The sequence below is a fragment of the Kitasatospora sp. MAA4 genome (assembly GCF_029893355.1).
Lineage (GTDB): Bacteria > Actinomycetota > Actinomycetes > Streptomycetales > Streptomycetaceae > Kitasatospora.
The window spans coordinates 264,368-291,169 of record NZ_JARZAI010000003.1 but is presented as its reverse complement, the minus strand read 5'-3'; the positions used below and the strand labels follow the sequence as shown (position 1 = coordinate 291,169).

The following is a 26,802-nucleotide window of genomic DNA, read 5'->3' as shown; positions in this document are numbered from 1 at the left end:
GAACCGCGAACGGGCGTAAAACGCAACGGTATTGGTGTAAAGTTATTATAATTTGATCTTGATCCTGTAATGGTCGCGGCGCGTCATGGTGGGGGTATGGGAATGGTCGACCTGGACTTCGAGCGAAAAGTCAATCCGTGGCTCTTCGACAGCTCAGGCAATCTTACCGAGCAAGCGAAGAAGCAGTTCCCCGAACTCGCGGGTGACACCGGCCCGGTAACGATCAGTTCGAGCGGTGGCGGCAACGGTGGTAGCGGCACAACTGTCACGGTGAGCACCACCACCCTGGAGACCGCCAGCCAGAACGCGACCACGCTGCGGGCCACCCTGCACACCGAGTGCGACAAGCCGTGGACGAACGTCGGTCCCGCTGTCGGGGCGCTGCAGGGTTGGCAGAGCAGCACGGCCCTCTACAATGCCTGGGCGACCTGGGAGTCCCAGGTTCAGGCACTGGCAGCACGCCTCGACGCCGTCGCGCAGAACCTGCACACCACCGCTCAGAACTACAACACCGCCGAGAGCAACAACCGAGGCCGCTTCGGCGTCCAGGCGGGGGGCTGACCGGACATGGTGACCTTCGACGAACTCCAGAACACCGACCTCAGCAGTCTCGATGGCGCCGCCTCCGACTTCGAGGCGCTGGTCCGCAACTGGGACCTGTCCACCCAGCTGCAGAGCACGGTCATCGGCACGTTGCAGGGCTGCGGCTGGACCGGCCCGGCAGCCGAGGCCTGTGCCGGTTCGCTGACCGACGTCCGCAACCAGATCGACATGGCCTTCGAGGAGGCCAGCGGCCTCGCCAAGGCCCTGCGCGACGCGCACACCGAGTTCGCGGCGGCGCAGAAGGCCCTGCAGACCGCGGTCCAGTCGGGCACCCAGGAGGGCCTGACGATCGACTCGTCAGGTGCCGTCCACTGGCCGCCCGCCACCAGCGACGCGGACAAGAACGACCCGCAGTACGGTCCGACCTGGCAGGGCAAGGCCGACGGGATCCACCAGCAGATCCAGGCAGCGCTGGACCGCGCCACCACAGCCGATCAGGGCCTGGCGTACACCGTCGGTGCGGATACGGGCGTCAGCACCCAGAGCTTCAACTGCTCGCCGGTGGCCGGACTGGAGGCCGGCGAGGTCAAGCAGGCCGCCGACCTGCTGAGCCTGGGCAGCAAGGCCACCGACGCCCAAGTCGCCCAACTGAACGCGATCCTGAAGGCGCACGCCAACGACCCGCAGTTCAACACGGACTTCTACAACACGCTGGGCCCGGAAGGCTTCCTGAAGTCGTACGGCGCGATGGGCGAGTACAGCTACTACGGCACGCCCAGCAAGGACGCCCTCACCCAGCTCCAGAGCAACCTCGGCACAGCGCTGGCCAGCGCGACCAACACCCAGAACGTGCCGCACCTGTCCGACGCCTGGGAAGCCGGTCTGCGCAAGGCGGGTGCCTCGCAGTACCAGCTGCTGCCCGACCAGTTGCAGGGCGGCAATCTGTACGGCTACCAGATCCTGTCCAACATCCTGCGGACTGGCAACTACGACGCGCACTTCCTGCAGCCGATCGCCGAGCACATGACCCAGCTCAGTGAGCAGGACCCCAGCATGTGGGAGGACGCGGTCATCAAGGCCAACCCCCTGCAGCAGACCTTGTTCCTCGGTCCGGGGGACGGCGGCCTCAACCCGATGTCGGGAATGCTGGAGGCCCTCGGGCACAGCCCGGACGCGGCGACGAAGTTCTTCGACGACCACCCGACGCTGTACAACCAGGACGGGACGGTCAAGGCAGTCACCAGCGACAGCAACAACTACCTCGCGAAGCTCACGGATCCCGGCTACAACTCGGTCCTTCAGGACATCACGACCACGGACGCCACCCAGGGCGGGAAAGCCTGCGACCTGGAGGCAACCGCGCTCGGTCACGCGCTCGAAGCGGCGACCATCGGCCAGCCGTACAACGCCGAGGGCGTGCCGTACCCGCTGCACACTCCTGCCATGAACAGAGTCTTTCAGCAGGCGGTGGGCATATTCGGCACCAACAACGGTCCCAACTTGATCACGGGGAACGGTGCCGTCTTCCACTCTATGAACACCAGTCTCGGCCACATGACCGCCGCCTACATGGGCGAGGTGCAGGCGCCGTTCGCCGACCCGCGCGACCACCTGCCGTTGTACGAGACCGTGGATCCCAACAATCCGCAGCCGTCGAAGCTGGATGCGGGGGCCACCGCGAAGTTCCTCGCCGCGCTCGGCCACGACCCCGACGCCTTTGGCACCGTCGCGCAGGCGCAACAGGCGTACACCACCGCCCATGTGAGCGACATCATGCTCCACTCCACGGACCACAAGTACCTCAACTCTGCGGTGCAGAGCGCAGCCGTCCCGGGCGGTACGGTGGCGGCCCTCATCACCGGCGGGAAGGCGGATGCGATCTACACGCAGCACCAGCAGAGCGACGCCGCCTACAACAAGGCCATCGACCGCGACGCGGGCTGGGCGCAGAAGCTCTGGGACATGACGGGCGGCGGCAAGGTCGGCGATCTGCCCGGCGGCGGCGCGGTCAACGGGCAGGCCAGCGGCATCATCCAGAGCGTGGCCTCCTGCTACAAGGTCGACACGAACGGGCTGGCGTCCGATCAGGTCCTGCGGACCGGTAGCGCCGCTGAGACCGGGGCTGGCAACGCCGCCCAGAACGCGGTCATGTCGATCGCCCTGTCGCAGGGCATGGACACCACCAATGCCGGCGACCTGGCCGACGCCGCGTTCGACGGTGCCAGGCTCGGCTTTACTGACGGCGCCTCGAAATATCTCACTGGTATAAAGAACTGACATGACCGAACAGCAAGAAGACATGCCGTCGACGGGCCGCGGGACACGTCGGCGCCTGTGGGCCGGGATCGTCGCCACCGTGCTGGTCGCAGCTGGGGTCACGACCTTCTGGTGGAAGCCTTGGCAGTCCGTCGTGCTGCCGCAGTCGGCCTGCTGGTCCGCGCTCGGCCCGGACGACCTCAGGCCACTGGTCGGGACGAACGGGACGGCCGTCGCCTACTCGGGAGGCGGCCTCGAGACCCCGATGACCGCGGCCGACCCGGATATGAAGGACTGGTGCACCGTGCGGTGGGCGGGAGGACCAGTCCTCGACGTGAACGTCAACACCACTCCGAATGGCATCTCGAAGGCGGAGGACCAGGCGAGGGGCTGGCGGACCCTGGACTTCGGCCCGGACGCCCAAGGGCGGTTCGAGGACCCGAACGACATCTTGGTCGTCGTCCTCCGGTGTGACTACCCGTTGCCGGCCGACAAGGCCGACGAACCCGCCGATCCGTACGTGTTGATCAACATCGACGGGGACCCAAAGGAGTCGCAGTACTCACGGACCCGGGTGCGCCAGGCCTACGCCGACATCGCGCTGAAGATCGCCCGCACCGCCGTGACGCAGTACCCGTGCACCAACTCCGTCCACCTCGCCGACAAGGCGCCTACCGTTCCCCCCACGACCGAGAGCTGACGCCCTGAGGGGCTCGGCGCATTGAGCCCTGCGCCTGGCCTGCTCCTCGTGACCGAGGCCGCCGAATTCCGGCGAGCGCGAGTGCGCCCACGCTTCCGCATCCCGGGAATTCGCGGGCGTGAACGTCTCCTCCCAGCTGTGGGCCTGATGAGGCATGCCGTCGATGCTCAGCCACACCGCCAGCGGCTCCAACCCGTCCGGTGTGTAGCGAAACAGACGGAGCCGCTGCAACGGTGTCAGTACGGGGGCCTGGTCAGCCTGAGGGGTTGTATGGGTCGGCCGACAGCCAGGGCCACGGTCGCGTCCGGATCCGCCGCGTGGCCGGGCGCCGTGACGCTGACGTACTCCTCGGCCAGTTGGGAAGGCGTATCGCTGAGCGCGGCCAGCAGGGTGGATTTGCCAACGCCGTTGGCCCCCGCGACGATGACTTTGGCGAGCAGGGGCGGGTCGGTCGGTACGGGGTCCGCGTCGCCCACCGACCCCGGCCAGCCCCGCGGCCGCCTCACTGGCCGTCCCGTCCCCCCACGGCCACCACCGCGTCCACCCCGGCGTCCGCCGCCTCCCTGGCCAGCTCCGAAGCGTGCCCCGGACACCCCGTCCGCACGACCCGAACCTCAATCCCCGCCCGCTCCAACCGATCCACCACCGCACCCGACAGCACCATCGCAAGCCACCCTGACATCCCACTGAGACCCCCATCTCCGCCCCACCCGCCCCCACCTACCCCGCAAGCCCGGTGAGCACCACAGGCGACCCCACGTCCGCGCGCGCCGCCCTTGATCGCCGCAGATCACGGGTGACACCGACCCGCTTCAGCCAGCGGTCCCGCCCGTCGTACCGCGCCGGGAACGGCTGACGCCCGTGCACCGCACGGTAGTTGTCCACGATCAGCAGCTCCCCCGGCGCGAGCGCTACATCGCTGCGGCTGCGCCGGAGCTGGTCGGTGAGTGCCGCCAGGGCCGCGCGGGCCTCCGCGTCCTCGGGGTCGGTCTCGACGAAGTACTCGTCGAACGCGAGGTAGGGAGCCGAGTCGCCGCCGAACAGCACCCCGGTACGCGTCGGCGCGGGCGGCTCCTCGCCACGCTCGGCGGCCCGCCGCAGGTGCTCCTCGTCCGGCGCCAGCAGGTAGCGCGGCTCCGAGAGGATCCGTCGCTGCTCACGGCTGAGCCCGGCCGGGTCGAACGGCGCGTAGACGGTCGGGACCCGGTCGTCGTTGCGCAGGCAGAGCAGGCCCAGATAGTCGCAGCGCAGCGCCGAGAACGCGTCCTCGTTGTGCAGATCCAGCACGCTGGCGCTGCTGCCGGCGTTCTTCTCCCACTCCTCGCCGCGCACCGGCATCAGGTCCTGGACCAGGCTGCCGTCCTGCACGGTGCTCCACGCGAAGACATCGCCCAGCGCCGAGGCCACCAGAACCAGGTAGAGCTCATGGACCGATGCCGTGCCGGCCGTTCCCGCAGGCCTGCGCCAGTGCGCGGGGGTGGGGCCCAGCTCGTCGTCGACGACGGTCCAGCCGCTGAGGACGAAGCCACCGGCGGGCTCCTCGCGCCGGAATGCCTCCAGGAACCGGAGAAGTCGCTCCGGCAGCCGGCGCGCCGCCACCGGCAACGCCCGGAAGAACCCGGTCCCGCTCCGGTCAGCGCGCGCATCGAGTTCGTCGAGCTCGGATGCGAGACCGGCCACGGCCGCGCGGGCCTGGTCCCGCTCCTCGGGGGACAGGGTGAAGTGCAGCACCGGATGGCTCCTTTCCGGCTTCAGCGCCGTCAGCTGCGGGTCGCCAGGTAGTCGCCGACGGCCACCGCGTCGATGCGGGTCGTCCGGAAGGTCGCCAGTGCGTCGGCAGGGGTGCAGACGATCGGCTCGCTGTCGTTGAACGACGTGTTGAGCACCATCGGGACTCCGGTCAGCGACTCGAACTCGGAGATGAGCCGGTGGTAGCGCGGATTGACCTCCTTGGACACGGTCTGCACCCGGGAGGTGCCGTCCACGTGCACCACGGCGGGAATCCGGGCGGCCAGGCCGGGGCGGACCGGACAGGTGAACAGCATGTAGCGGTAGCTGTCCGAATCCCGACCCAGGTCAAACCAGTCCCCGGCCCGCTCGGCCAGCACACTCGGCGCGAACGGCCGGAACGCCTCCCGGTGTTTGACCTTCTCGTTCAGCATGTCCCGCATCCCGGGGTCACGCGGGTCGGCCACCAGCGACCGGTTTCCCAGGGCCCGCGGGCCCAGCTCCATCCGGCCCTGGAACCAGCCGACCACCTCGCCACCGGCGATCCGCCGGGCCACCTCGCGGGCGATGTCGGGGCAGCGTCGCGCGATGATGCCCGCCTGGGCGAAGGCCGCACGGATCTGCTCGCCGGTGAACTCCGGGCCGGTGTACTCGCAGCCGGTGGTCGCGGGCTTGGGGAACACCGTCTCCGTCACGTAGGAGGCCGCTGCGTAGGAGGCCGCGAGGGCCGCACCGATCGCTGTTCCGCCGTCGTGCGGCGCGGAGGGGATGTACACCCGGGGGAACGGGCCCTCCTCCTTGAGCAGCCAGTTGGTGGTGCAGTTGAGCGCCACGCCGCCGGAGAAGCAGAGCGTCCGGGCGGGGTGCAGGGCGTAGGTCCGTTCGGCGAGCCCCAGGATCGTCCGGTTGTTCCAGCTCTGCAGTGCGGCGGCCAGATCGAGATGCCGCTCCAGGAGCGGCTCGGTGGGCAGGCGCCGTGGACCGAAACGTTTCTCCAGGGCGTCGAAGTGCGGGAGCCGGAACTCGAAGGCCTCGCTCCGCACCGCCGGCTCCGGACCGTCGCCGACGATCTCCGCGAGTGCGGCCGTGCAGGTGTGCGGGTTGCCGTAGGAGGCAAGGCCCATCACCTTCGAGGCGTCATAGGGGCTGAACCCGAGATAGGCGCTGAGCTTCTCCCAGACGAAGCCGACGGACTGCGGATAGCCGAGTTCGCCATGGGACTCGATCAGCACCCCGCGGCCGCCGCCGAGCAGTGCCGTCGCCGACTCCCCGATGCCGTCCACCACCAGGACGGCGGCTCCCTCCTCGCCGCACGGGTAGTACGCGGAGGCCGCGTGGGCCAGGTGGTGCGGTACCCAGCGGATGACCGCTTCGCAGTCGACGCCGAGTAACTCGGACAGGCGCTCCGGTATCCGCGCCAGCCCGGCCCGAAACTCCGCCTCACCCTCGGCGCTGCCCCAGTCGCCGGGGACACTGAGCGGGTCCAGCCGGAAGGTGTCGCGGCGGAGCCCGGGTTCGAAGGCGATCGCGACTAGGTCGAGCTCCTCCGGAGCGATCCCCGCCCGCTCCAGACAGAAGGCCATCGCCCGCTCCGGCAGGACGTCGGCGCTGGACACCAGGGCGGGCTTACCGTGCTTGACGCGGTTGAACCGTTCCTCCTCAGCGGCGGCGACCACGTCACCGTCGATGACGAGGGCGGCTGAGGACTCGTGGTACACGCAGTTGATACCGAGGACCTTCACGTCGACCTCCGACCGGGGCGGTCGGGTCATTCTGCACGGCCTGCTCCGTCAGGAACAGACATGCGGCGAAAGCCGGTTGCTCGGCGCGGCGCCTCACATGAAGGGCTCGGCCAGGACGCCGAGCGCATCCTGCAAAGCATCGACTCACCCGCGCGCTCGCTGGTGCGCATGGTGACTTGACGATTAAAGTGAAGTAGTGGAGGGCGCCCCCGCGGCGCACCACGACACCGCGGCGACCACCCTGTTCGACCAACTGGAGGCCCGGTCGACGGCCATCCGAACCCTGCGCAGCTGACGCCGCTCACGAAAGAGGTCCCCATGCCCTCGCACACCTCGATCTCGCCTCAGGCGGCCGCCGACCGGCTGGCCATCCGCGAGCTGATCGACGCCTACGCGCACTGCGCCGACCGTCGGGACGCCAAGGGCCAGCAGGCCCTGTTCACCGAGGACACCCGCTTCCTGGTCTTCATGGACGCCACCGCGGCCGAGCCGACCCAGGAACTGCACGGCCGAGAAGCCCTCGCCCCGGTGTTCGACAACCTGAACACCTACAAGGCCACCACCCACTTCAACGGCCAGAGCACAGTGTCCCTCGACGGCGACCGGGCGACCGGCGAGAGCTACTGCCTGGCCCACCACATCTCGTACGGCACGGACGCCGAGCGCACGATCATGATCGCGTCCATCCGCTACCTCGACGAATTCGTCAAGCAGGACGGTGAGTGGCTCTTCGCCGAGCGCCGCCTGATGGTCGACTGGACCGAGACCCGGCCCTGCACGCCCTGACCGTGACAGGTCCGCCTCGCCAGCTGAAGCACTCGCCCTCCTCTCGTGCTCCAAGCGATCCCCCGATGCGCCCTTGCCGCGCTGCGTCGATCACCAGACCGTCAGAGCTGAGCATCGGATCTGGACCTGGGGGAATGCATGACTGATGAAGACGCGGCTTCTCCGTGGGCCTGGCAGGTCTTCGGCCCGCTCGCCCCCGGCCTGACCCGGATCATTCCGGCCTGCCTCACGCGGGCACACGAACGGGCACGGGACGCACACCAAAGTGTGCACACCCAGACCCTGGAGGCCTACGGACACGGGCTCTACGCCGCACAGTACGAAGAGCTGGCCTCCGGACTGGCGGAACTTCCCGGCGCGGAGGCGGTCCGACTGCAGGCGCGCACCGTCATGGTTGTCGCCGGCCATGTCCTCTATCCGCTCCGCTACTCGAAGATGGACGTGCCGGTCAGCAGCGCAAAGCTGCGCCGAACGTCCGGCCTTCGAGCCGACCTCATCCGCCGCCACGGACCCGACCCAATGCAGGGCGTACTGGACCTGGGCATCGACTACGACGAGCCGGACGAGCTCCACGCTGATCTCGGACGACTCTCACCCGAGACCAAGCTCGTCCTCGTGGCCTACGCCTGCGCCCAACACAGCGGGGTCATCCGCCTGGAGTGGGGGTCGGCAGAGCTCCGCAACGAGGACAGATCACTGATCTGGCACCATCACGAGACACTGCCCATCCCCCCGAACGGGGCCGGCAACTGACCACCCGAGCGCGGCCGCCAGCCGACTCGGGGTGATGGCCCGGTCAGACCGGATCGAGCACGAGCTGCACCCCCAACAGCGGCGCGTCACTGCGGGGATGCGGTCGACCGGGTGGCCGACCAGGTCGGCGCCAACGGCCCTGCGCAGCAGTAGCAGTTCGCCCCGTCCGGCCTCGTGCCGGGCGGGGCGCTTCGTCATGCCGGAGCCGTTCGAGCGGGCGCAGGACGCACGCAGGGGGCGCGGAAACGCAGAGTTCACCGAGGGCTCTATCAGCGCCAGACGCGCAGCATCTACCCTGCAGGGACCGCACCTACCGAGGATGGACGCCATGACCTCGACCGGACAACGGATCCGCTCTGCTCGGCACATGCGACAGCTGTCCGCACAGCAGCTCGCAGACCGTGTCCACATCTCAGCCAACTACCTGCTCAAGATAGAGGCCGGCTCGCGCAACGCCAGCACTCGGATACTGCTCGACCTGGCCAGGGTCTTGCACGTCAACCCTGAGGTGCTCTCGGGTCAGCCCTACTTCGGTACGCCAGAAGGCGAGGACCGCGTTCAGGCGATAGTGCCGGCCCTGCGCCGCCTCATGCTGTGCTACGACTCACCAGAGGAGCTGGAGGTCCCCCCGAGGCCGCTGCTCGTGCTCAGCGCGGAGGTCGACCAGATCTCCGCGCTACGGCGCGATGCTCAGTTCGCCCGGATGGGGCCGCTCCTGCCGCCTTTGGTTGCCGAGCTGACCCAGGTAGCGCTCACCAGCACCGGCCGCGATCAGTGGCGCGCGTACTCGGAGCTGGCCAGGGCCTATCGGGCGGTCAACTCGCTGGCTCACAAGCTTGGGCACCACGACCTGAGCAACACGGCGTTGGAACGTGTGCGGTGGGCTGCGGACCGGTCCGGCGACCCCTTGATGCAGTTCACTGCGGCGTACCTGGTGGCCGGGGCCATGCTGCGGCAGGGCGCGTACGGCCCCGGCCGCCGCATGCTGGAGGGCCTGCGCGGTGAGCTTGAACGCCAGCAGCCGGAGCGGTCGTTCACACAGCAGGCGTACGCGATCGACGGGGCGCTCGCCCTCAAGCTCGCCATGCTGGAGGCCCGCGAGGGGCAGGCCGAGAAGGCCGGGGCGCTCCTTGATGAGGCGCAGGAGATCGCCTCTCGGGTGGGGGACGACGTCGTCGTGAGAGAGACCTCGTTCGGGCCGTCGCAGGTTCGGATCCACCGGATCGCCGCGCTGCTGGACATCGGTGACACCGAGCAGGCTGTGGCGCTCCCGGGACGGTGGGGTCGTGACGAGGGCCGGAACGGGGAATGGCGGCCGCCGACCGGCCTGGCTGCGGAGCGGTCCTCTCACCACTTCATCGACTACTCGTCGGCGCTTCTGGCCGAGGGGCAGCGTGATGAGGCGTTCGCATCGCTAGCTGAGGCTCGGCGGTTGGCTCCGCAGCACACGCGGTTCCACCCGAAGGCTCGGGACACGGTGGGCACGTTGGTGCGCCTGGACCCGCATCCCCACCAGGATCTCGCTGCGATGGCGCGCTGGATGAGCTCCTGACAGACATCTAACGCTACGTCAAGTGCTACCGGCCGGTATTCCCCTGGACAGTTTCTGTCCAGGGGTGGCAGTTACAGAATGGAACGATCCCCTTACTGACTCAGAGTGAGGGGATCGTTCCATGTCCACGCCCGTCAAAACGGATCTGGCCCGCGCGTGGCTCGCCCAGGCCGACACCGACCCCGAACACGCCTACACCTGGTGGGACTCCAACCTGGACGGCTTCGCGATCCTCCCCGCCGGACGCCTCTTCGATGCCATCGAGATCAGCACCGCGACGGCGGCCCGAGTGCTCGGCGCAGCTGGGACCGACGGCCCGGCGATCCGCGACGACACCTCCGGCCGCGTCCACGTCCTCGTGCCGCCCGGCACCGCCGAGACCTGGGACCAGGAGCTCGCCCGCTGCCTCGGCGTGCTCCACTACCTGCGCATCCCGGCCGTGACCCGCCGTACGCAGCCGGGCCCGTACTGGCTGACGCCGCCGGACGGCAGCGGGCACCTGAATGACCCGACCGCGCTGTCCCTCGCTCTCATCGCGGCGGCCACCCGATGAACTCCACCGAGACGCCCGGCGTTGGCCGCTACGCCCCCGACCGGTACGTCCCCGAGCAGCAGCCACCGGACGAAAACGGCCGGACCTGGTGGGCCATCCGCGACCGCAGGACCAGCGAACTGCTCCGGGGCAGCGGTGAAGTCGACGGTTACCCGTGGCGCGAAGGCGCAGAGCGGCACATCGAGCAGCAGCGCACCTTCGACAGGCTGGGCCAATGACGGCGCAGCAGCCCGCGCCGTCCGACCTTCGGCGCACGGACCTGTACGTCGGCGCTCGGACGTGGATGGTGCAGCACGGCCTCCATCCGGACCCGGACGCCTACCTCGCGCACGGCTACGTCGGCCTGTGCCTGCGGGCGTGGCCGACCGCGACCGGTGCGCCCCTACACCTCGCCACCCAGTGGGCCCTACTGGTCTGGCTCCTGGACGACGAGCTCGACCAGGAGCAGCGCGACGCCGCTCCGGAGGTCATCGACCGGCTCGTCCTCGCGCTCCTGAACACCGCGGCCTGCGCCCGGCGCCCGGTGGCCGGCGACCACGCTCTGGTGCATGCGCTCGCGGATCTGGTCGAGCGGAGCCGGGAGATGATGCCGGGCTACTGGTGGGGGCGGTACCGGCGGCAGTTGGCCGCCTGGGTCCAGGCGGCCAACGAGAAGCTGACCGACTACGTGCGGCCGGGGCGCACCCCGACGCTGCGCGAGTACCAGCTGTTGCGGCCGGCCGACGGCGGGATGCTGCTCGCCGCGATGTGGTGCGAGCTCGCCGAGCAGTGCATCACGCCGGACTGGAACACGCCGCTGGTGCAGTCCCTGCTGGCCGCGTTCTCCGCCTGCGGGTACCTCGTCAACGATCTCGCCTCCGGATCCGAGGACACGTTCACCGCAGTCGCTGCGCTGGTTCGCACCGGCGGACTGTCGGTGCGCGAGGCTGAGGGGCGAGTGCACGAGCTGCTGCGGGCACAGGAGTTGAGCTTCTGGTGGGCGCGCACCGCGCTTCAGGAGCGCGAAGGTGCGCCGGCCCTGGGTACGAGCCGATTCGCCGGAGCTCTCGATCAGTTCCGGGTCGCGCTGTCCGAGTGGACGGTGTCCAGCTCCCGGTACGCGCTGGCAGCCCCGGCGGAGGCGCCGTGATCCCGCGTGAGCCGGCCGACGCGGCGACGCACCGCCTCGGCCGCACCGCACTGGGACGCTCGCAGCCCAGCACTCGGCAACCCGCCTGGCCGCTACGGGTCTGTGAGAGCGTCAACGGCGAGGTCAGAGAGCCTCACCGAGGACCAGATGTCCTGCTTGGTGCCGCTGCCCCACTCCTTTGGCAGACCGTGGACAGCGACCGGGGGCGCCTTCGTCTTGCGAGCGCCGCGAGCTGGGCGTTTCACCATGATCATTTGGGGGATATCCAGGAGATGATCTTGCATAGCCAGCCCGTAGTCAGCCCGTAGCCAGACCGTAGACATGACTACGGCCCAGGTCGGGATCATGATCCTGACCTGGGCCGATAGCGCTGAACATGCTGCTCAACCGGGTGGGCGCGGACGGTTTCGAACCGCCGACATCCGCTTTGTAAGAGCGGCGCTCTACCACTGAGCTACGCACCCCTGCCGCGTGGGTGTACCCGGGGGTGGCCATGCGGTGAGAGGTAAGAATACCTGGTTCCGCCGGGGGCGTGGTGCACGGCAGTGGGGAATGTGGGGGCGCGTCGGGGGGAACGGGGGGCGATCGGCGACAATGAGGGCCGGGATCGGCTGCGGAGCAGGGAGCGCGGAGTGCAGGCGGGTAGCGCACGAGGGTATGGGGCGCGGGGTGCCGGGGCGCTCGTGGCGGAGGTGGTGCTGGCGCCGCTGGCGGTGGCCGGGGTGCTGACGGCTGTGGCGCTGGCGTCGTTCTCGGGGTCCGGCCCGGGGTCCGGGCCGGGGGCCGGGGGCGGGCGGGGCTGGTGGCGGGGGCGCAGCGACGGGCAGCGGGCGGAGGCGCTGGCGGCGCGGGATGCGGCGCAGCAGGCGTTCTACGAGCTGGACTCGGCCCAGCGCGAGGTGGAGATCGCCGTCGAGACGGTCCGCGCAGCCGAGGAGAACGCCACCTCGCGGCAGGCGTTGGCCGACTTCCAGGGGCTGTCCGCCCGGATCGACCAGGTCAACGTGGGCTACCTGGCCGCGCTCGACGCCTGCGACCTGGACGCGCCCGAGCTGCCGCCGGGGGCGGCCGGCCAGGCCCGGCAGCGGTTGGAGCAGGCCCGCAACGAGCTGGCGGCGAAGCAGACCGAGCTGGACAACTTCCTGCGGCGGCTCCAGCCGCTGCTGGACCACGCGGAGGCGCAGCTGATCCGGGTGACCCCGGCGGTGGCGAAGGCGAAACAGGCGCTGCTCGGTGCGAGCGGCGCGTTGGACGCGGTGCGGGCGGCCGGGCTGCGGGCGGACGATCTGGCGGCCCGGCTGGCCGAGCTCGCGCCGGAGCTGACGAAGCTCAACGAGGGGGCTGCCCGGCACGGCGTGGCGGCGACGCTCGCGCGGGCCGAGGAGGTGGCCCGACGGGCTGACGCACTGCGCGTGTCGTCCGAGCAACTCCCGGAGCGGGCACGGGAGATCGACCGCCGGGTGGCCAGCCTGCGGACCCGGATCCAGGCGCTGGAGACCAAGTCCGGTTCGGTGGAGCCGACGCTGAGCGAGCTGCGCCGGCGCTTCTCGGCGGCCTGCTGGCAGGACCTGCAGCGGGTGCCGCAGCAGACCGCCGAGGCGGTGCGGACGGCGCAGGCCAAGCTCACCGAGGCGGCCACGGCCCGGGACGAGCAGCGCTGGCCGGACGCCACCGCGCTGATCGGCACGGTGCGCGCGCTGCTGGAGACCGCGGACGGCTCGGTGGCGGCGGTGGCCGACCGGCTGCGGCGGTTGAACGAGGTGGAGCGCGATCCGCAGCAGGAGATCCAGCAGGCCCGGTTCGCGGTGCGCGACGCCCAGCGGCTGGCGATGGCGGGGCGCCAGACTCCGGACCCCCGGCACGCGGGACCGCTGGACGCCGCCGTCGGGCGGATGGACCGGGCGGTGGCCTCGCTGGAGTCGGCAGGACGGCATCCGGACTACTGGCAGTTCCTGACCGAGCTGGACGCCGCGCGGGAGACCGCCGCCCAGGTGGTGGCGATGATCCGCGGCGCTCACGGCATCCACTGAAGCCGAGCAGAACTGGGTACGCTGCGGACATGCCTCGATACGACTTCCGCTGCCGCTCCTGCGGCGCCACCTTCGAACTGCGCCGCACGATGGCCCAGGCCAACGACCCCGCCGTCTGCCCGGAGGGCCACCCGGACACCGTCAAGCTGCTCTCGACCGTCGCGGTGACGGGGGCGGCCGGAGCCGGCGCCGCCCCGCAGGCACCCTCGGGCGGAGGCTGCTGCGGCGGCGGCTGCTGCGGCTGAAGGCTCCCCAAAAAGGCCTCTCAGCCCTCCCGGACGCGGGCGAGGAACGAGCGCACGATCTCCTCGCCCGCCGCCACTCCGGTCTCCACCAGCGCGGTGACCTTCGGTCCGGTCCAGCCGCTGTCGGCGAGTTCGCCGTGGCCGGGGCGCCAGCCCTGGTCGGCCGCGAGCAGCAGGTCGGCGTCGAGCAGCGAGTCCCCGGCGGCGAGCACCGAGGTCGCGCCCACCCGAGCGCCCACCCGGCTGCCCACCCGAGCGCCCACCCCACTGCCCGCCCGAGCGCCCACCCGGCCGACCACCTCCGCCAGTGCCGCGCTCTTGGTCAGCGCGGCCGGCACGGCGTAGACCTTGCGGCCCTGCAGGGAGACCGTCCAGCCGCGTTCGGCGCACCAGCCGGTCAGCTCCGCCAGCCAGCCGTCCGGCAACTGGCCGCGCTCGACGACCAGGTAGGCGAAGAGGTCCTCGGCCACGCGGCGCTTGAGGGTCCACTCCGGGTCGGCGCAGCGGGCCAGGTGGTCGACCACCTCGCCGAGCGCGACGCCCGTGGCGGCGAGCCGTGCCGCGACCGCCGCGTCCCAGTCCGGGTCGGGCAGGCCGTCCACCAGCAGGCGTCCGCCGTTGGCGCAGATCGCGTAAGGCGGCCGCCAACCGTCCACCGGGCCAGGCAGGTTGACCCGCTCGTACTGGGTCCGGGTACGGGTGGTGACGGGGACGAAGACCGCCTCCCGCACCAGCTCCACCAGCATCCGCGCGGCCCGCTCGGTCATGAAGGAGAGCGGCTTGGCGTCGTGCACCTCCACCGAGAGCAGCCGCGGAGCGAGCCGGTCGGGGCCGGACAGCGCCAGCGCCCGCCCCGAGTAGATCAGCGTGCGATCCAAGTCACTTGCTACCACCACATTCTGACGAGCAGTCATCACACACCCTGCCCGTGCTCACCGACGGCACCGCGGTTGTAGCGGGGGTGGATCAGGCCGACGCAGGAGTACGGCAGATCGTCCACCTCCTCCACCGGCACGCCGCGTTGGGCGGCGAGCAGGCGGACGTGGTCGAGGTCGCTGCCCGCGCCGCGCCGGGCCAGTACCCGCCAGGGCACCCGGCGCAGCATCACCCGGGTGGTCTCGCCGACCCCGGGCTTGACCAGGTTGACGTTGTCGATGCCGTACTCGGTGCTGATCCGCTGCACAGCGGCCCACCCCTCCCAACTCGGCGTGCGGTCCTCGGAGCTGAGCAGCAGGGCGGCGGTCGACGCCGCCTCGCGCACCGCCTCGAAATGGTCTTCGACGGTGTCCAGGAAGGCGTGCGAGACGTCCGCCGCGGCCAACTCCCCGTAGTGCTTGGCACCGTGGAAGTCATCCGGGCCGATCAGGTCCTCGCGCAGCACGGTGCGTGAAACAAGGCCCGAGACAGTGGAGTTGAGGCAGGCCGACGGGATGAGGAAGTCGTCCCGGGTGCCGTACGTCCGCACGCAGCGGGCCGGGTCGGCGAGCACGGCGAGCTCGGGGTCGAACGGGGTGCCCTCCAGCGCGGCCGCCAGCTCCCGGGTGATCGCGCCCTTGCCGGTCCAGCCGTCCACGAAGACCACGCCGGCCGGATCGTGCTGCGAGGCCAGGTAGCGCAGCGCGACCGGGTCGATTCCGCGGCCCCGGACGATGGAGACCGCGTAGTGCGGCACCTCGATCCGGTGCGAGGCGGCGAGCCAGCGGCGCAGCAGGATGCCGATCGGCGTGCCGGCCCTGGCGAGCGAGGCGAGCACCAGCTGCCGCCCGACCCCCGATCCCCGCTCGCGCACCAGCGTCTCGGCGACCGTGCCGACCGCCAGCGCGATCCGGCGGGCCGAGCCGCGCAGCGCCTGGTGGAACAGCTCCTGGTACTCCGGGCTCGGCTGGTACTCGACGGGCAGCGACTCCGCGTAGTGGGCGCCGCCGGACTGGACGGCCTCCTCGCGCTCCTCGGTGGGCGCCTCCAGGGCCACCTCCGAGAGGTCGGTCAGCAGCCAGCCGACCTCCTCGGAGGCGTACGAGGAGAAGGCCGGGCCGTAGAGCGGCCGGGGCAGGGTCGGGAGGTCGGTCGTGGACATCGGCAGGCTCACCTTCGTGGACGGGACGTGCGAGGGGAGCACCGCCAGCACCACCCGGTCGGTCACCTCGCGCAGCTGCGAGCTCAGCCCGGCCAGCGCGGGGGTGTCGGCCGGGCCGTCCAGGACGAGGACGACCGCGTCGAAGCGCCGCGCCCGGTCGCGCCCGGGAGCGACGTTGTAGGCGTACCGCTCGCCCGGGCCGTCCGCCGGGTCGTCGTGGGCGGGGAAGGCAAGCCGGGTACGGATCGCGTAGCCGGGGTCGTCCACGGCCAGCACCGGCGAGCGGGTGGTCGTGGAGTACCGGACCTCGGCGGACTCGCCCAACACGTCGGCCAGCGCGCCGGCCAGCCGCAGCGGGACGTACATCAGCTCCTCGAAGCCCAGCACCAGCACCCGCCGCTCGCCACCGCACAGCGCGCCGGCCAACCGTGCGGCCAACCCCGGTAGGGTGGAGGCAAGTTCGGCCGCGTGCGCGGCAGTGAACCCGTGCCGGCCACCGTCCGGCAGCCCGGCCGGCCAGGGCAGCTCGACCCGGACCAGGTCACCGGCCGACCCCGCCGCGACAGCGTCCAGGGACTCGGACAGCGTGGACGCGACCAGCCGCTGTGCCCGCTCCAAGGTCCCCTCGGGCAGCCGGACCCGGCCCTCGGCCAGCGCGACGGCCTCCACCCGCGCGCCCAGCGAGGCGGCGAACTCGGCCATCCTGGCCCGGTCCTCCTCCCCGCGCAGGTCCACCAGCGAGGCGATCACGTACCGTTCGCGCCGGCGGCGGCGGTGCAGCGCGGCGATGGTGTTCAGGACCGTGCGCCCGGTGGACAGTTCGTCGTCGACCACGACCAACGGGCCGTCGCCACCCAGCAGTTCCGGATCGGACGGGAGCAGAAGGTGCGCGGTGGCGTGCGAGTGCTCCTCCTCGAACCCGGCCGCCGCAGCCACCCCGGGCACCGGCCGCCGGGTGGAGTGCAGGTAGTCCGCGCCCAGGGCGTCGGCGACGCAGTGGCCGAGCCCGGTCGCGGTCTCCGCGTAGCCGAGCACCACGGCCCGGCCCGCCTCCGCCGGCCCGAGCGCGGCGCGAACCAGCTCCCCCAACCGCCGACCCGCGTCGTACACCACGGCAGGCCGCTGCGGCACGTGCTTGCCGAGCACCTGCGAGACCAGCAGGTGAGCCCGCTTGGCGTTCTGCCGGACGGCGAGCCCGAGCAGGTCGGGGAGTTCGGGCGAACCGGTCAGGCCGATGCCGAGCCGGTCGGTGACCCACTGGCCGCTCCAGGCGGTCTCTTCCATGGTGCTGCTTCCTCTTGGACTGAAGACTGGACGACGACGGAACGGGCTATCCGCAGACCCCGGCCGAGAGCAGGTCCGCGAACGTCACGTCCTCGCGGGCCACTCCGAACACCTCCGCCCGGCGCATCACCCGCTCGGCCCAGGCCCGGTGCGGCTTCGCCTCGTTCATCTTGTTGGTGTACGCCGACCGCAGCACCCCGCCGCCGGCCCGCTCGGGACGCAGGATGTCGCCCGCGTCGCAGAACTCCTCGTGGGTCACCACGGACAGCGCGTGGACGGCCGGCACATGGCTGGGGTGGATGCAGGTCTTGCCCAACAGGCCGTTGGCCCGGTCGAGTTCGACCTCCCGGATGAGTCCGTCCAGGTCGTGCTCGATCAGTCGACGGCGCACCTCGTCGCGCGGAGGGGAGGCGCTGGAGAACGGGGTGCGGCGCAGCTGCGGCTTGAACATCCGTTCCTGGACCGGGAAGTACTCCCAGACCGGCCCGGTGACGGTGTACCCGGTGCCGTCGGCCCGGCCCAGCACGTTGACCACGTCGCCGATCACCGCGGCCACCAGGGCGACGTCGTACGCGGTCAGGTCGGCCGAGCGGCGCAGGCCGTACGCGGCGCAGAGGTCGGTGACCCCGAGCCGGACGGCCAGGATCCGCTCGCGGTACTTGGCGAGCAGGGCCGCCGTGCCGAACAGCTGCTCGCGCCGGGTCTCCAGGTGGGCCAGTTCGGGCGACTCCAGGACGGGCATCGCGAACAGCCTCCGTCCGCAGGCCGCTTCGGCCGCGGTGAGCTCCTCCAGGTACTCCCCGCCGCTGTCCTCGGTGAACTTGGGCAGGACGAACCCGCTGAGCAGCCCGGCGGCCGGGCCCAGCCGCCGGACCAGGTCGGCGATCTGCCGCGGGGCGCGAACCCGGACGAAGAGCAGCGGAAGCGGGAGCGCGGCGGAGTCGCTCAGGCCGCGGAGCTGCTCGACCAGGTTGTGCTCGGCGGCCTCGACCTCCTCGTCGCGGATCGCGTCCTCCAGGCAGAGCACCATGGAGACCACACCGCGGGCGGCCTGTCTGCGGATGTCGTCGGCCAATGTCGGCCGGGTGGCTGGGCTGTAGAGCGTGGCGCCCAGCGCGGTGGAAAGCGTGTCGGCCGCGCTGTTGCGGTCGAACGAACCAGGCTCCGTAAGGAAGAGCCGGCGGCGGATTTCCTTACCCAGGTGGCCGAAATGGCGCAAAGTGCACTCCCGGAAGAGTCGCGGCGGAAGGGGTGGAGGAGGCGGCGGGGTTACTGAGGAGTGGGCAGCGCAGACGTGAGAAAAGGGGAGCGAGTAGGAGCGGCAGAAAACGCGTCCCCGCCGCCCGCCGTTGGTCGCTCATCGTACGGATGGATCCGAGCGCGTCGAGTCCTGAAACATCGAATTTTCGGAAGATTACCGTCCACTTCATCAACGACAAACCGCTTGCGACGTCGCGCAAGTATTCGAAACCCCGCGAAGCCCCCGGCGCCGCCCCACCCGTCCCCGGCCGTACCGTTCCGGCTCCCCCGTCACACCGTTCCGGCTCCCCGGCCACGCCGTCCCCACCCCCACGTTGTCCGCAGGGCCGAGCAGCGTGCAGGATGGGCGGTTATGACGCACGTGATGGCGAAGGGCGCCAATATCTCGCTGACCGTGGCAGCGGTTCGCGCCGTGCTGCGCTGGGTCGCCCTGCCGGGCGGACCGGACGTGGACGCCTCCGCGCTGCTGCTCGGCCCGAACGGCCGGGTCCGCTCGGACGCCGACTTCGTGTTCTACAACCAGCCCCGGCACCCGTCCGGCGTCGTGCGGCACCTGCCGAAGCACCGGGTGCCCGGCACCGAGGAGATCGCCGACACGGTCGAGGTCGACCTCGGCAAGCTGCCGGCCGAGATCGACCGGGTGGTGCTGGCCGGATCCACCGAGGAGGGGTCGTTCCGCAGTGTCAGCGGGCTGCACGTGCTGCTGTACGACGCGGCGGCACCGGCGGGCGGCGCGCCGCTGGCCGAGTTCCCGGTGACCGACGTCGAGGACGTGTCGGCGCTGGTCTGCGGCGAGCTCTACCGCCGCGCGGGCAGTTGGAAGTTCCGCGCGGTCGGGCAGGGGTACGCCTCCGGCCTGGTCGGGCTGGCGACCGACTTCGGCATCACGGTGGACGACGACGACACCCCGCAGCCCCCGGAGCCGGCCACGCCGCCCGCGCCCGCCCCCGCCGCCATCCCCGAGCCGCGCCAGGACCCGGCGACGTACACGCTCTCCCCCGCCGTCCCGATCGCCGCCCCCAGCACCCCGCCGGCACCGTCCACCCCGCCCCCGGCGATCCCCGCACCGCCCACGCAGGCCCCGACGCAGGCCCCGACGCAGGCCCCCGTGCCCGCCCAGGCCCCCGCGTACGGCTACCCCCCGCAGCCCGGGCCGCCGACGGCCTACCCCGCGCCGCAGCCCCCGCCCTCGTACGGCTACCCCCCGGCCTACGGCTACCCCGCCCCGCAGCCCCAGCCCCAGCCCCAGCCCCAGCCGCCCGCCTACGGCTACCCCCCGCAGCCCGACCCGGCCGGCTTCGTACTCCCCCCGCAGGGCCCGCAGTTCCAACCGCGCCAGGCCCACTGACCAGCCGACCCGACCAGCCCGTCAGCTGCCCTGCTCCTCCTTGTACCCGCGCTGCCACTGCATCCCGAAGCCGTACAGCCGGTCCAGGTCCGACTGGAACCCGTGCACATAGCGCACCTCCCGACGGGCCGTCAACTCCCCGCCCTTGTTCTCGATGAGCACCACCGCACACGAACGGGCGGCCGGCTCCCGCGCCTCCAGGTTGATCTCCAGGCGCGGGCCGGTCGGCGGCACGATCTGGATCTGAGCGTGCGTCTGGTCGAACGCGGGCGTGCCGTCGTAGATGTAGACGAAGATCAGCAGCCGCTTGAACTGGTCCTTCTTCTCCAGGTTGATGTACATCGTCTCGCCGGAGGGCGCGCCGTACTGGTCGTCACCGCTGAGCTTGATGTACGGCGGACGCTGGAGGTCGCCGAAGAACTGCCCGAGCGGCTGCACCACGCCCGTGGTCCCGTCGGCGAGTTCGTACATGCAGGCGAGGTCCAGGTCCACGTTGAGCTGCTCGCTCTGGTAGGACTGCACCTCCAGCGGCTTCAGCAGCCGCGGCTGGAGCAGCTTGCGGCGCAGCTGGCTGGTCGAGCGCTGGGTGGCCCGGGCCGTCCAGTGCAGGTTGACGTAGAGGTTGCCGGTGGTGGGACCGGAGCCGGTGATCGAGTAGTGCGGTTGGGACTTGGTGAGGGTGATCTTGCCGTGCACCCCGCTGTCCATCGGATTGTTCCGCTCCCCGCGCAGGTACTCCCAGACCGTGGCCATCCCCGACCGCCCCCAAAGCTCTCGTCCGTTCCAGCCCGACGCACCATTGTGCCCTGCTGCACCTACCCCTCAACGGGCTTGAGCCACCGTCGGTCAACCCCCCGGAACGGCGGGTGGCGGCGCCAACCCCGACTCCCGTAGCATGCCGCCCCTTCGGACGCGATATCGTCTAGCCGCACAGGTGTCCCCTCCGTCACGCACGGGTACGCTCTGCCGGCTCGAGCTCGCGCGACGGCCCGTCAGGCGTGGTATCCGCGACGGGAACTGACGCCAAGGTGGTACCGCTCCGGTACCACGCATCAACCCCTGCCCTGAGCTGCGGAAAGCAGAGGCCCACCCCGCAATGACACTCACCTCCATACAGCTGGTCTGGGCCGTCGTCGGCGGCGCGGCCCTGCTCTTCACCGCCGTCCTGGTCGCCACACTGCGCTTCAAGAACACCAAGGCCCAGGAGAGCGGGGACTCCTGGGAGCGCACCGAGGAGCGCCGCAGGCGCAAGGAAGTGGTCTACGGGATCTCCTCCTACGTGCTGCTCTTCTGCTGCGCCGGGGTGGCCGCCGCGCTCTCCTTCCACGGCCTGGTCGGTTTCGGCACGGAGAACCTCGGCCTCAGCGGCGGCTGGGAGTACCTGGTGCCGTTCGGTCTGGACGGCGCCGCGATGTTCTGCTCGGTGCTCGCCGTCCGCGAGGCCAGCCACGGTGACGCCGCGCTCGGCTCCCGCCTGCTGGTCTGGCTCTTCGCCTTCGCCTCGGCCTGGTTCAACTGGGTGCACGCGCCGCGCGGCGGCGGCCACGCCGGCGCCCCGCAGTTCTTCTCCGGCATGTCGATCTCGGCGGCCGTGCTGTTCGACCGCGCACTCAAGCAGACCCGCCGGGCCGCGCTGCGCGAGCAGGGCCTGATACCGCGTCCGCTGCCGCAGATCCGGATCGTCCGCTGGCTGCGCGCCCCGCGCGAGACCTTCGCGGCCTGGTCGCTGATGCTGCTGGAGAACGTCCGCAGCCTGGACGAGGCCGTCGACGAGGTCCGCGAGGACCGGCAGGCCAAGGTGGACGCCAAGCTGCGCGCCCGCAACGCCGACCGCCGCGAGCGGGCCGAGCTGAAGGCGATCTCCCGCCAGGGCGGCATGCTGTCCCGGGCCCGCGGCGGCCGCCAGGTGCCCGCCCTGACCGCCGGCTCCGGCGACGGACAGCCCGCTACGGAGCCTGCGCTAGCGGCGTCCGATGATCTGAGGTCGGCGTCCTCGCTGGAGCCCGCCGCCCTGTCGGCCTCGCCCCGCCGGACGGCCGTCGGCTCGTCCGACCGGTCCTCCAGCATCGACCTGACGGCGGACGACGACACGCTGTCGATGCCGAAGTTCGATTCGCGGGACTCGCGGGAGTCGCGCGACTCGCTCGACTCCCTGGAGCGCAAGCTGCGCGCCATCGAGAAGAAGCTCGGCTGACCCGCACAGCCACCCACCACGACGGCCCGCGCACCTCGGAAGAGGTGCGCGGGCCGTCGTGGTACGTCGGGTCAGCAGGTCAACGCTGCCCCGAGACCACCGGATCCTCCACCGAGTCCAGCGCCGCCTCACGCTTGTTGCGCACCAGCGAGGAGCCCAGCGCGGCGCCGATGAAGGCCACCCCGATCAGGCCGGTGACGATCTCCGGGATCTTGTGCTCGATCGAGATCAGCAGGATCGCCGCCAGCGCGCCGATCGCGTAGTGCGCGCCGTGCTCCAGGTAGACGTAGTCGTCCAGGGTGCCCTTGCGGACCAGGAAGACGGTCAGCGAGCGGATGTACATCGCGCCGATGCCCAGGCCCAGGGTGATCTGGAAGATGTCACTGGAGATCGCGAAGGCGCCCACCACCCCGTCGAAGGAGAACGAGGCGTCGAGCACCTCCAGGTACAGGAAGAGGAAGAACGCGGCCTTGCCGGCCACCTGCACCATCGACCTGCCCCGAGCGCCGGCCTCCTCGACCCCATCGTCCTGCGACTCCTCGTCCTCCTCCAGGGTGGACTCGAAGACGCCCGACAGGCCGTTCACCCCGAGGTAGACGGCGAGCCCGAGCAGGCCGGCCAGCAGCACCGTCTCGGCGTGCACCCCGGCGAAGAAGCGGGACGCCAGTGCGAGCGTGACGAGCGCGATCACCGAGGAGAGCGCTTCCAGCTGCCCGATCCGCTCCAGCGGCTTCTCCAGCCAGCGCAGCCAGTGGAAGTCCTTCTCCCCGAGGATGAAGTCCAGGAAGATCATCAGCAGGAAGATCCCGCCGAACGCGGCGATCGCCGGGTTGGCGGCCTCCAGGTGCTGGGCGTAGGTCAGACCGGCGTACGTGTGGCCGGAGTTGAGCGCGAGGTCGATGACCGTGCTCGGTCCGATGTGCGCGGTGAGGCCGACCACCAGCAGCGGGAAGAGCAGTCGCATGCCGAAGACGGCGATCAGCACGCCGACGGTCAGGAAGATCTTCTGCCAGAAGGGGTTCATCCGCTTCAGCACGGTGGCGTTGACCACCGCGTTGTCGAACGACAGGGAGATTTCCAGGATTGCGAGAATCAGCACCACGCCGAATCCCTGGGCACCCCAGATCAGTCCGGCTGCGACCAGCCCGGCGATCGTGGTCGCGAGAGACCATCCGAAAGTACGGAGGAACACGGGAAAGTACCTTTCGGTGTCGAGGCGCGCCGGGGTGGTCACCCCCGCCGGCCGGAAATGACTTCCGGCCGGCCCCCCACACTGCCCGTGGTTTCTGGAAGCGCTCTATACGCGACCTATTATTGTACGTTTACCCCGAAATCAAGCGCGATGCCGCGCAGGCCCGAGGCGTAACCCTGGCCGACCGCGCGGAACTTCCACTCGCCCTGGTAGCGGTAGAGCTCGCCGAAGATCATCGCGGTCTCGCTGGAGGCGTCCTCGGAGAGGTCGTAGCGGGCGATCTCCTGCCCGCCGTTCTGGTCGACCACCCGGATGTACGCGTTGCGGACCTGGCCGAAGTTCTGCAGCCGGGCCTCCGCGTCGTAGATCGAGACCGGGAAGACCACCTTGTCGACCTGCGCGGGCACCAGGTCGAGGTTGACCACGACCACCTCCTCGTCGCCCTCCTCGCCGTCCTCACCGCCGACCAGGTTGTCGCCGAGGTGCTCGACCGAGCCCTCGGGACTCTTCAGGTTGTTGTAGAAGACGAAGTACTCGTCCCCCAGCACCCGGCCGCCCGAGCAGAGCAGGGCGCTCGCGTCGAGGTCGAAGGGCGCACCGGTGGTGGACCGGGCGTCCCAGCCGAGACCGATCTGCACCTGCGTCAGATTCGGCGCCGCCTTGCTCAACGAGACGTTGCCGCCCTTGGCGAGCGTGACACTCATGCTGGCTCTTCCTCCCACTCCCTGGCGCCCCGACCTGGAACGCCGTCAGCTCCGCGGGGTCGTCCCGCACGGTGGCTCAGAAGGCGTACCCACCAGGTGTATGCCCTCACGCCCCCATCCGGCCACGGCCCGGACGCTGAACTTCCTGAACATCTCGAACCCGCCGAACCTATCAAGCGCGCCACCCGCGCCTCCCCGCCACCGGCCACCCCCGCCGCCGCCGCACGCAGGCTGTCCGCACAGGCCGCAGGCGCAGGCCGTACGATCCTCCCGTTCAACAGGCGCCGGCCCGCCCGTCACCCTGACGGAGCGGCAGTCGCCGCCGCAGCAACGGGGGAGCCACACCATGCCGTTCCAGCCACTGGAACCCACCGATCCCGACGCCGTCGGCCCGTACCGGCTGCTGGCCAGACTCGGGGCCGGCGGGATGGGACGCGTGTACCTCGCGCGCTCGACCGGCGGCCGAACCGTCGCGGTCAAGGTGGTGCGGGCCGAGCTCGCCGAGGACGAGGAGTTCCGCGAGCGCTTCCGCCGCGAGGTCTCCGCCGCCCAGGCCGTCAGCGGGGCGTACACCGCGCCGGTGGTGGACGCCGACCGGGACGGGCCGACGCCGTGGCTCGCCACCGCCTACGTACTGGGCCCCTCGCTCAGCGAGGCCGTCGCCGCGCACGGGCCGCTGCCCACCGCCGCGGTCCGGGCGCTGGGCGCGGGCCTGGCCGAGGCGCTGGCTGCGGTCCACTCGGCCGGCCTGATCCACCGTGACCTCAAGCCCTCCAACGTCCTGTTGGCCGCCGACGGCCCCCGCGTGATCGACTTCGGGATCGCCCGGGCGCTGGAGGGCGACAAGCTGACCAGCACCGGCGTGGTGGTCGGCTCGCCCGGCTTCATGTGCCCGGAGCAGGCCGGCGGCGCGCCGATGGGTCCCTCCGGCGACGTCTTCTCGCTCGGCTCGGTGCTGGTGTTCGCCGCCACCGGCGTCGGCCCGTTCAGCCGGCCCGCCGAGGCGGCCGACTCCGCCGCCGCCCTGCTCTACCGGGTCATCCACGACGAACCCGCGCTCGCCGGCCTGCCGGACGAGCTGTGGCCGGCCCTGACGGCCTGCCTCGCCAAGAACCCGGCCGACCGTCCGACGCCGACCGAACTGGCCGAACTGCTCGGCGGCCGGCAGGCCCTGCTGCGCGGCGGCTGGCTGCCCTCGGCGGTCTCCTCCGACATCGCCACCCACGCGGCCGCGGTGATGGACATGGAGACCCCGGCCCGCGGTGTGCCCGCCACCGCCCCCACCGACGCCAGGCCGAGGGCCGACCACCCCCGCACCGAGCTGGACGCGACCGCACCGGCCGGCGGCACGGTCCGGCTCACCGCCGCCCGCGAGACCGCCGCCCAGGCACCCGCCGCCGCGACCGGGCCCTCCCGCCGCGGCCTGCTGGTCGGCGGCGGCGCCGCCCTGGTCGCGGCCCTGGGCGGGGCCGCCTGGGCGCTGTCCGGCGGCTCCAGGCCCAGCCCGCACCCCGCGCCCGCACCCACCGGCCCGAGTCCCACCCCGACCACCACCCGCGCGCCCGGCGTGCCGCCGCTCGCCCTGTGGAACAAGCAGCTCACCAACGTGAGCATGGGCGCCACCCCGGTCTGCGTCGGCGACACGGCCTACCTCTACGCCATCGGCGGCATCTGGGCCCTGGACATGAAGACCGGCAGCGTGCGCTGGAACAAGCCGGACGCCTCCACCAACGGCCTGGCCGCCGCCGGAAGCGTCGAGTACTACTCCTCCGACCTGGTCAGCGTCGACCCGGCCTCCGGCCGCGTGCTCTGGACGTACTCCTCGACCCCGGCGAAGGGCGCCACCGAGCAGATCGAGCCGGACACCGTGCTGGCCGCCGACGACCGGGCCGTCTACGCCCTGTGCAGCTTCATGAAGTTGGACAGCCTCGGCGACCCCGACCCGTCCGCCCAGTCGACCCCCGGCATCTTCGCCCTCTCCCGCAAGGACGGCTCGGTCCTCTGGAGCCAGAAGCGCGCCGCCACCGCGGACACCATCGGCATCTCCGCGACGCTCACCAAGGACCTGCTGCTCTACACCGACACCCAGAAGAACCTGGTCGCCCGCTCACTGACCACCGGCGAGCAGCTCTGGTTCGTCAACACCGACTCGCACGCCACCTACCAGCTGCTCACCGACGGCGACCGGCTCTACTGCTCGGCCGACGGCTACGGCCTCCAGGCGGTCGGGGTGGCGAGCACCAAGCAGGTCTGGGTGAAGTCACCGCCGGCCGGCAGCCACGACCTCTGGTACAGCGCCCCGGCGGTCGCGGACGGGGTCGTCTACACGGTGCTGGGCGGCATGACGCTGTCGGACTACAACGCCACCCCGACCGCCGGCCCGACGGTGATCGCCTACAGGGCGACCGACGGCACCGAACTGTGGCGGCTCCCACTGCCGAACGAGGTGTCGATGGACACCACGCCCGTCCTCGTGCAGAACACCCTCTTCGTCTCGACCGACAGCAAGGGCATCTACGCGATCGACGTCCAGGCCCGCAAGATCCGCTGGATCTACCAGGTCGGCGTCTCCTCGGACGTCGCGTGGAGATTCAGCACCAACGGCTCGACGCTGATCGCCGTCCAGGACGACAAGGTCTACGCCCTGCCGCCGGTCTGACGCCCGCAACGACCGCGGCCCGCACCCTCGACCGATCGATCGGGTGCGGGCCGCAGCTGCACAAGCG

Annotated in this window: 23 protein-coding genes and 1 tRNA gene; 14 read left to right on the top strand and 10 right to left on the bottom strand. The window is 71.1% G+C overall.

Annotated features, from left to right (window positions below; all coding sequences use genetic code 11):
* The first annotated feature begins 102 nt into the window (after positions 1–102).
* From P3T37_RS05945 to P3T37_RS05935, 3 genes are read left to right on the top strand one after another with little or no spacing between them, the layout of a single operon-like run.
* Positions 103–561, top strand: coding sequence for a hypothetical protein (locus P3T37_RS05945; protein WP_280722342.1), 459 nt, complete (start codon positions 103–105; stop codon positions 559–561).
* Positions 562–567: 6 nt separating this feature from the next.
* A complete protein-coding gene (locus P3T37_RS05940) occupies positions 568–2,820 on the top strand; it encodes a DUF6571 family protein (protein WP_280722341.1) in 2,253 nt (750 codons plus the stop codon).
* Position 2,821: 1 nt separating this feature from the next.
* Complete coding sequence (locus P3T37_RS05935; protein ID WP_280722340.1) at positions 2,822–3,499, top strand: hypothetical protein; 678 nt, start codon at positions 2,822–2,824, stop codon at positions 3,497–3,499.
* 236 nt (positions 3,500–3,735) lie between these two features.
* Here the strand turns inward: P3T37_RS05935 and P3T37_RS05930 are convergent, their stop codons facing one another.
* The 3 genes from P3T37_RS05930 to P3T37_RS05920 form a co-directional block, all read right to left on the bottom strand.
* Complete coding sequence (locus P3T37_RS05930; RefSeq protein WP_280722339.1) at positions 3,736–3,975, bottom strand: hypothetical protein; 240 nt, start codon at positions 3,973–3,975, stop codon at positions 3,736–3,738.
* A 244-nt stretch (positions 3,976–4,219) separates the two neighbouring features.
* Positions 4,220–5,230, bottom strand: a complete 1,011-nt coding sequence (gene gntD, locus P3T37_RS05925) for a guanitoxin biosynthesis L-enduracididine beta-hydroxylase GntD (RefSeq protein WP_280722338.1) — start codon at positions 5,228–5,230, stop codon at positions 4,220–4,222.
* A 29-nt stretch (positions 5,231–5,259) separates the two neighbouring features.
* Positions 5,260–6,969 carry a carbamoyltransferase C-terminal domain-containing protein gene (locus tag P3T37_RS05920; RefSeq protein ID WP_280722337.1) on the bottom strand — a complete coding sequence of 570 codons (1,710 nt, stop codon included), beginning with the start codon at positions 6,967–6,969 and terminating at the stop codon, positions 5,260–5,262.
* Positions 6,970–7,287: 318 nt separating this feature from the next.
* Here P3T37_RS05920 and P3T37_RS05915 point away from each other — a divergent pair, with 318 nt between their 5' ends.
* The 6 genes from P3T37_RS05915 to P3T37_RS05890 all read left to right on the top strand — a co-directional run bounded on the left by P3T37_RS05915 (position 7,288) and on the right by P3T37_RS05890 (position 11,742).
* Complete coding sequence (locus P3T37_RS05915; RefSeq protein WP_280722336.1) at positions 7,288–7,755, top strand: nuclear transport factor 2 family protein; 468 nt, start codon at positions 7,288–7,290, stop codon at positions 7,753–7,755.
* A 138-nt stretch (positions 7,756–7,893) separates the two neighbouring features.
* Positions 7,894–8,508 (top strand): hypothetical protein, encoded by a 615-nt coding sequence (locus P3T37_RS05910; RefSeq protein WP_280722335.1) that lies wholly within the window; start codon positions 7,894–7,896, stop codon positions 8,506–8,508.
* Between the two features lie 328 nt (positions 8,509–8,836).
* On the top strand, positions 8,837–10,060 hold the full coding sequence (locus P3T37_RS05905; protein WP_280722334.1) for a helix-turn-helix transcriptional regulator: 1,224 nt from the start codon (positions 8,837–8,839) through the stop codon (positions 10,058–10,060).
* A gap of 121 nt (positions 10,061–10,181) precedes the next feature.
* Positions 10,182–10,613, top strand: a complete 432-nt coding sequence (locus P3T37_RS05900) for a hypothetical protein (RefSeq protein WP_280722333.1) — start codon at positions 10,182–10,184, stop codon at positions 10,611–10,613.
* Complete coding sequence (locus P3T37_RS05895) at positions 10,610–10,831, top strand: hypothetical protein (protein WP_280722332.1); 222 nt, start codon at positions 10,610–10,612, stop codon at positions 10,829–10,831. Before P3T37_RS05900 ends, P3T37_RS05895 begins: the two co-directional genes overlap by 4 nt.
* A complete protein-coding gene (locus tag P3T37_RS05890; protein WP_280722331.1) occupies positions 10,828–11,742 on the top strand; it encodes a terpene synthase family protein in 915 nt (304 codons plus the stop codon). The genes P3T37_RS05895 and P3T37_RS05890 overlap by 4 nt, the downstream gene beginning before the upstream one ends.
* A 392-nt stretch (positions 11,743–12,134) precedes the next feature.
* On the opposite strand, the gene P3T37_RS05885 is transcribed toward P3T37_RS05890, so the two are convergent.
* Positions 12,135–12,206 (bottom strand) — tRNA-Val (locus P3T37_RS05885).
* Between the two features lie 219 nt (positions 12,207–12,425).
* On the opposite strand from P3T37_RS05885, the gene P3T37_RS05880 reads away from it, so the two are divergent.
* Positions 12,426–13,772 carry a hypothetical protein gene (locus P3T37_RS05880; protein ID WP_348533216.1) on the top strand — a complete coding sequence of 449 codons (1,347 nt, stop codon included), beginning with the start codon at positions 12,426–12,428 and terminating at the stop codon, positions 13,770–13,772.
* Between the two features lie 29 nt (positions 13,773–13,801).
* Positions 13,802–14,017, top strand: a complete 216-nt coding sequence (locus P3T37_RS05875; RefSeq protein WP_280722329.1) for a zinc ribbon domain-containing protein — start codon at positions 13,802–13,804, stop codon at positions 14,015–14,017.
* Positions 14,018–14,037: 20 nt separating this feature from the next.
* On the opposite strand, the gene P3T37_RS05870 is transcribed toward P3T37_RS05875, so the two are convergent.
* From P3T37_RS05870 to P3T37_RS05860, 3 genes are read right to left on the bottom strand one after another with little or no spacing between them, the layout of a single operon-like run.
* Positions 14,038–14,931, bottom strand: a complete 894-nt coding sequence (locus P3T37_RS05870) for an HAD family hydrolase (protein WP_280722328.1) — start codon at positions 14,929–14,931, stop codon at positions 14,038–14,040.
* Complete coding sequence (locus P3T37_RS05865) at positions 14,931–17,378, bottom strand: phosphoribosyltransferase (RefSeq protein WP_280722327.1); 2,448 nt, start codon at positions 17,376–17,378, stop codon at positions 14,931–14,933. Before P3T37_RS05865 ends, P3T37_RS05870 begins: the two co-directional genes overlap by 1 nt.
* 46 nt (positions 17,379–17,424) lie before the next feature.
* A complete protein-coding gene (locus P3T37_RS05860; RefSeq protein ID WP_280722326.1) occupies positions 17,425–18,597 on the bottom strand; it encodes an HpcH/HpaI aldolase/citrate lyase family protein in 1,173 nt (390 codons plus the stop codon).
* 393 nt (positions 18,598–18,990) lie between these two features.
* Here P3T37_RS05860 and P3T37_RS05855 point away from each other — a divergent pair, with 393 nt between their 5' ends.
* Positions 18,991–19,986 carry a TerD family protein gene (locus tag P3T37_RS05855; RefSeq protein ID WP_280722325.1) on the top strand — a complete coding sequence of 332 codons (996 nt, stop codon included), beginning with the start codon at positions 18,991–18,993 and terminating at the stop codon, positions 19,984–19,986.
* A 21-nt stretch (positions 19,987–20,007) separates the two neighbouring features.
* Here the strand turns inward: P3T37_RS05855 and P3T37_RS05850 are convergent, their stop codons facing one another.
* Positions 20,008–20,694 carry a Tellurium resistance gene (locus tag P3T37_RS05850; protein ID WP_280722482.1) on the bottom strand — a complete coding sequence of 229 codons (687 nt, stop codon included), beginning with the start codon at positions 20,692–20,694 and terminating at the stop codon, positions 20,008–20,010.
* Positions 20,695–21,082: 388 nt separating this feature from the next.
* Here P3T37_RS05850 and P3T37_RS05845 point away from each other — a divergent pair, with 388 nt between their 5' ends.
* Positions 21,083–22,180, top strand: a complete 1,098-nt coding sequence (locus P3T37_RS05845; RefSeq protein WP_280722324.1) for a DUF2637 domain-containing protein — start codon at positions 21,083–21,085, stop codon at positions 22,178–22,180.
* Between the two features lie 79 nt (positions 22,181–22,259).
* Here P3T37_RS05845 and P3T37_RS05840 read toward each other — a convergent pair whose 3' ends face one another.
* Positions 22,260–23,372: a DUF475 domain-containing protein gene (locus tag P3T37_RS05840; protein ID WP_280722323.1), complete on the bottom strand. Its 1,113-nt coding sequence runs from the start codon at positions 23,370–23,372 to the stop codon at positions 22,260–22,262.
* Positions 23,373–23,491: 119 nt separating this feature from the next.
* On the bottom strand, positions 23,492–24,076 hold the full coding sequence (locus P3T37_RS05835) for a TerD family protein (RefSeq protein ID WP_280722322.1): 585 nt from the start codon (positions 24,074–24,076) through the stop codon (positions 23,492–23,494).
* Positions 24,077–24,422: 346 nt separating this feature from the next.
* On the opposite strand from P3T37_RS05835, the gene P3T37_RS37020 reads away from it, so the two are divergent.
* Entirely contained in the window at positions 24,423–26,735 is a 2,313-nt protein-coding gene (locus tag P3T37_RS37020; protein WP_348533215.1) for a PQQ-binding-like beta-propeller repeat protein, read from the top strand.
* The last annotated feature ends 67 nt before the right edge of the window (positions 26,736–26,802 follow it).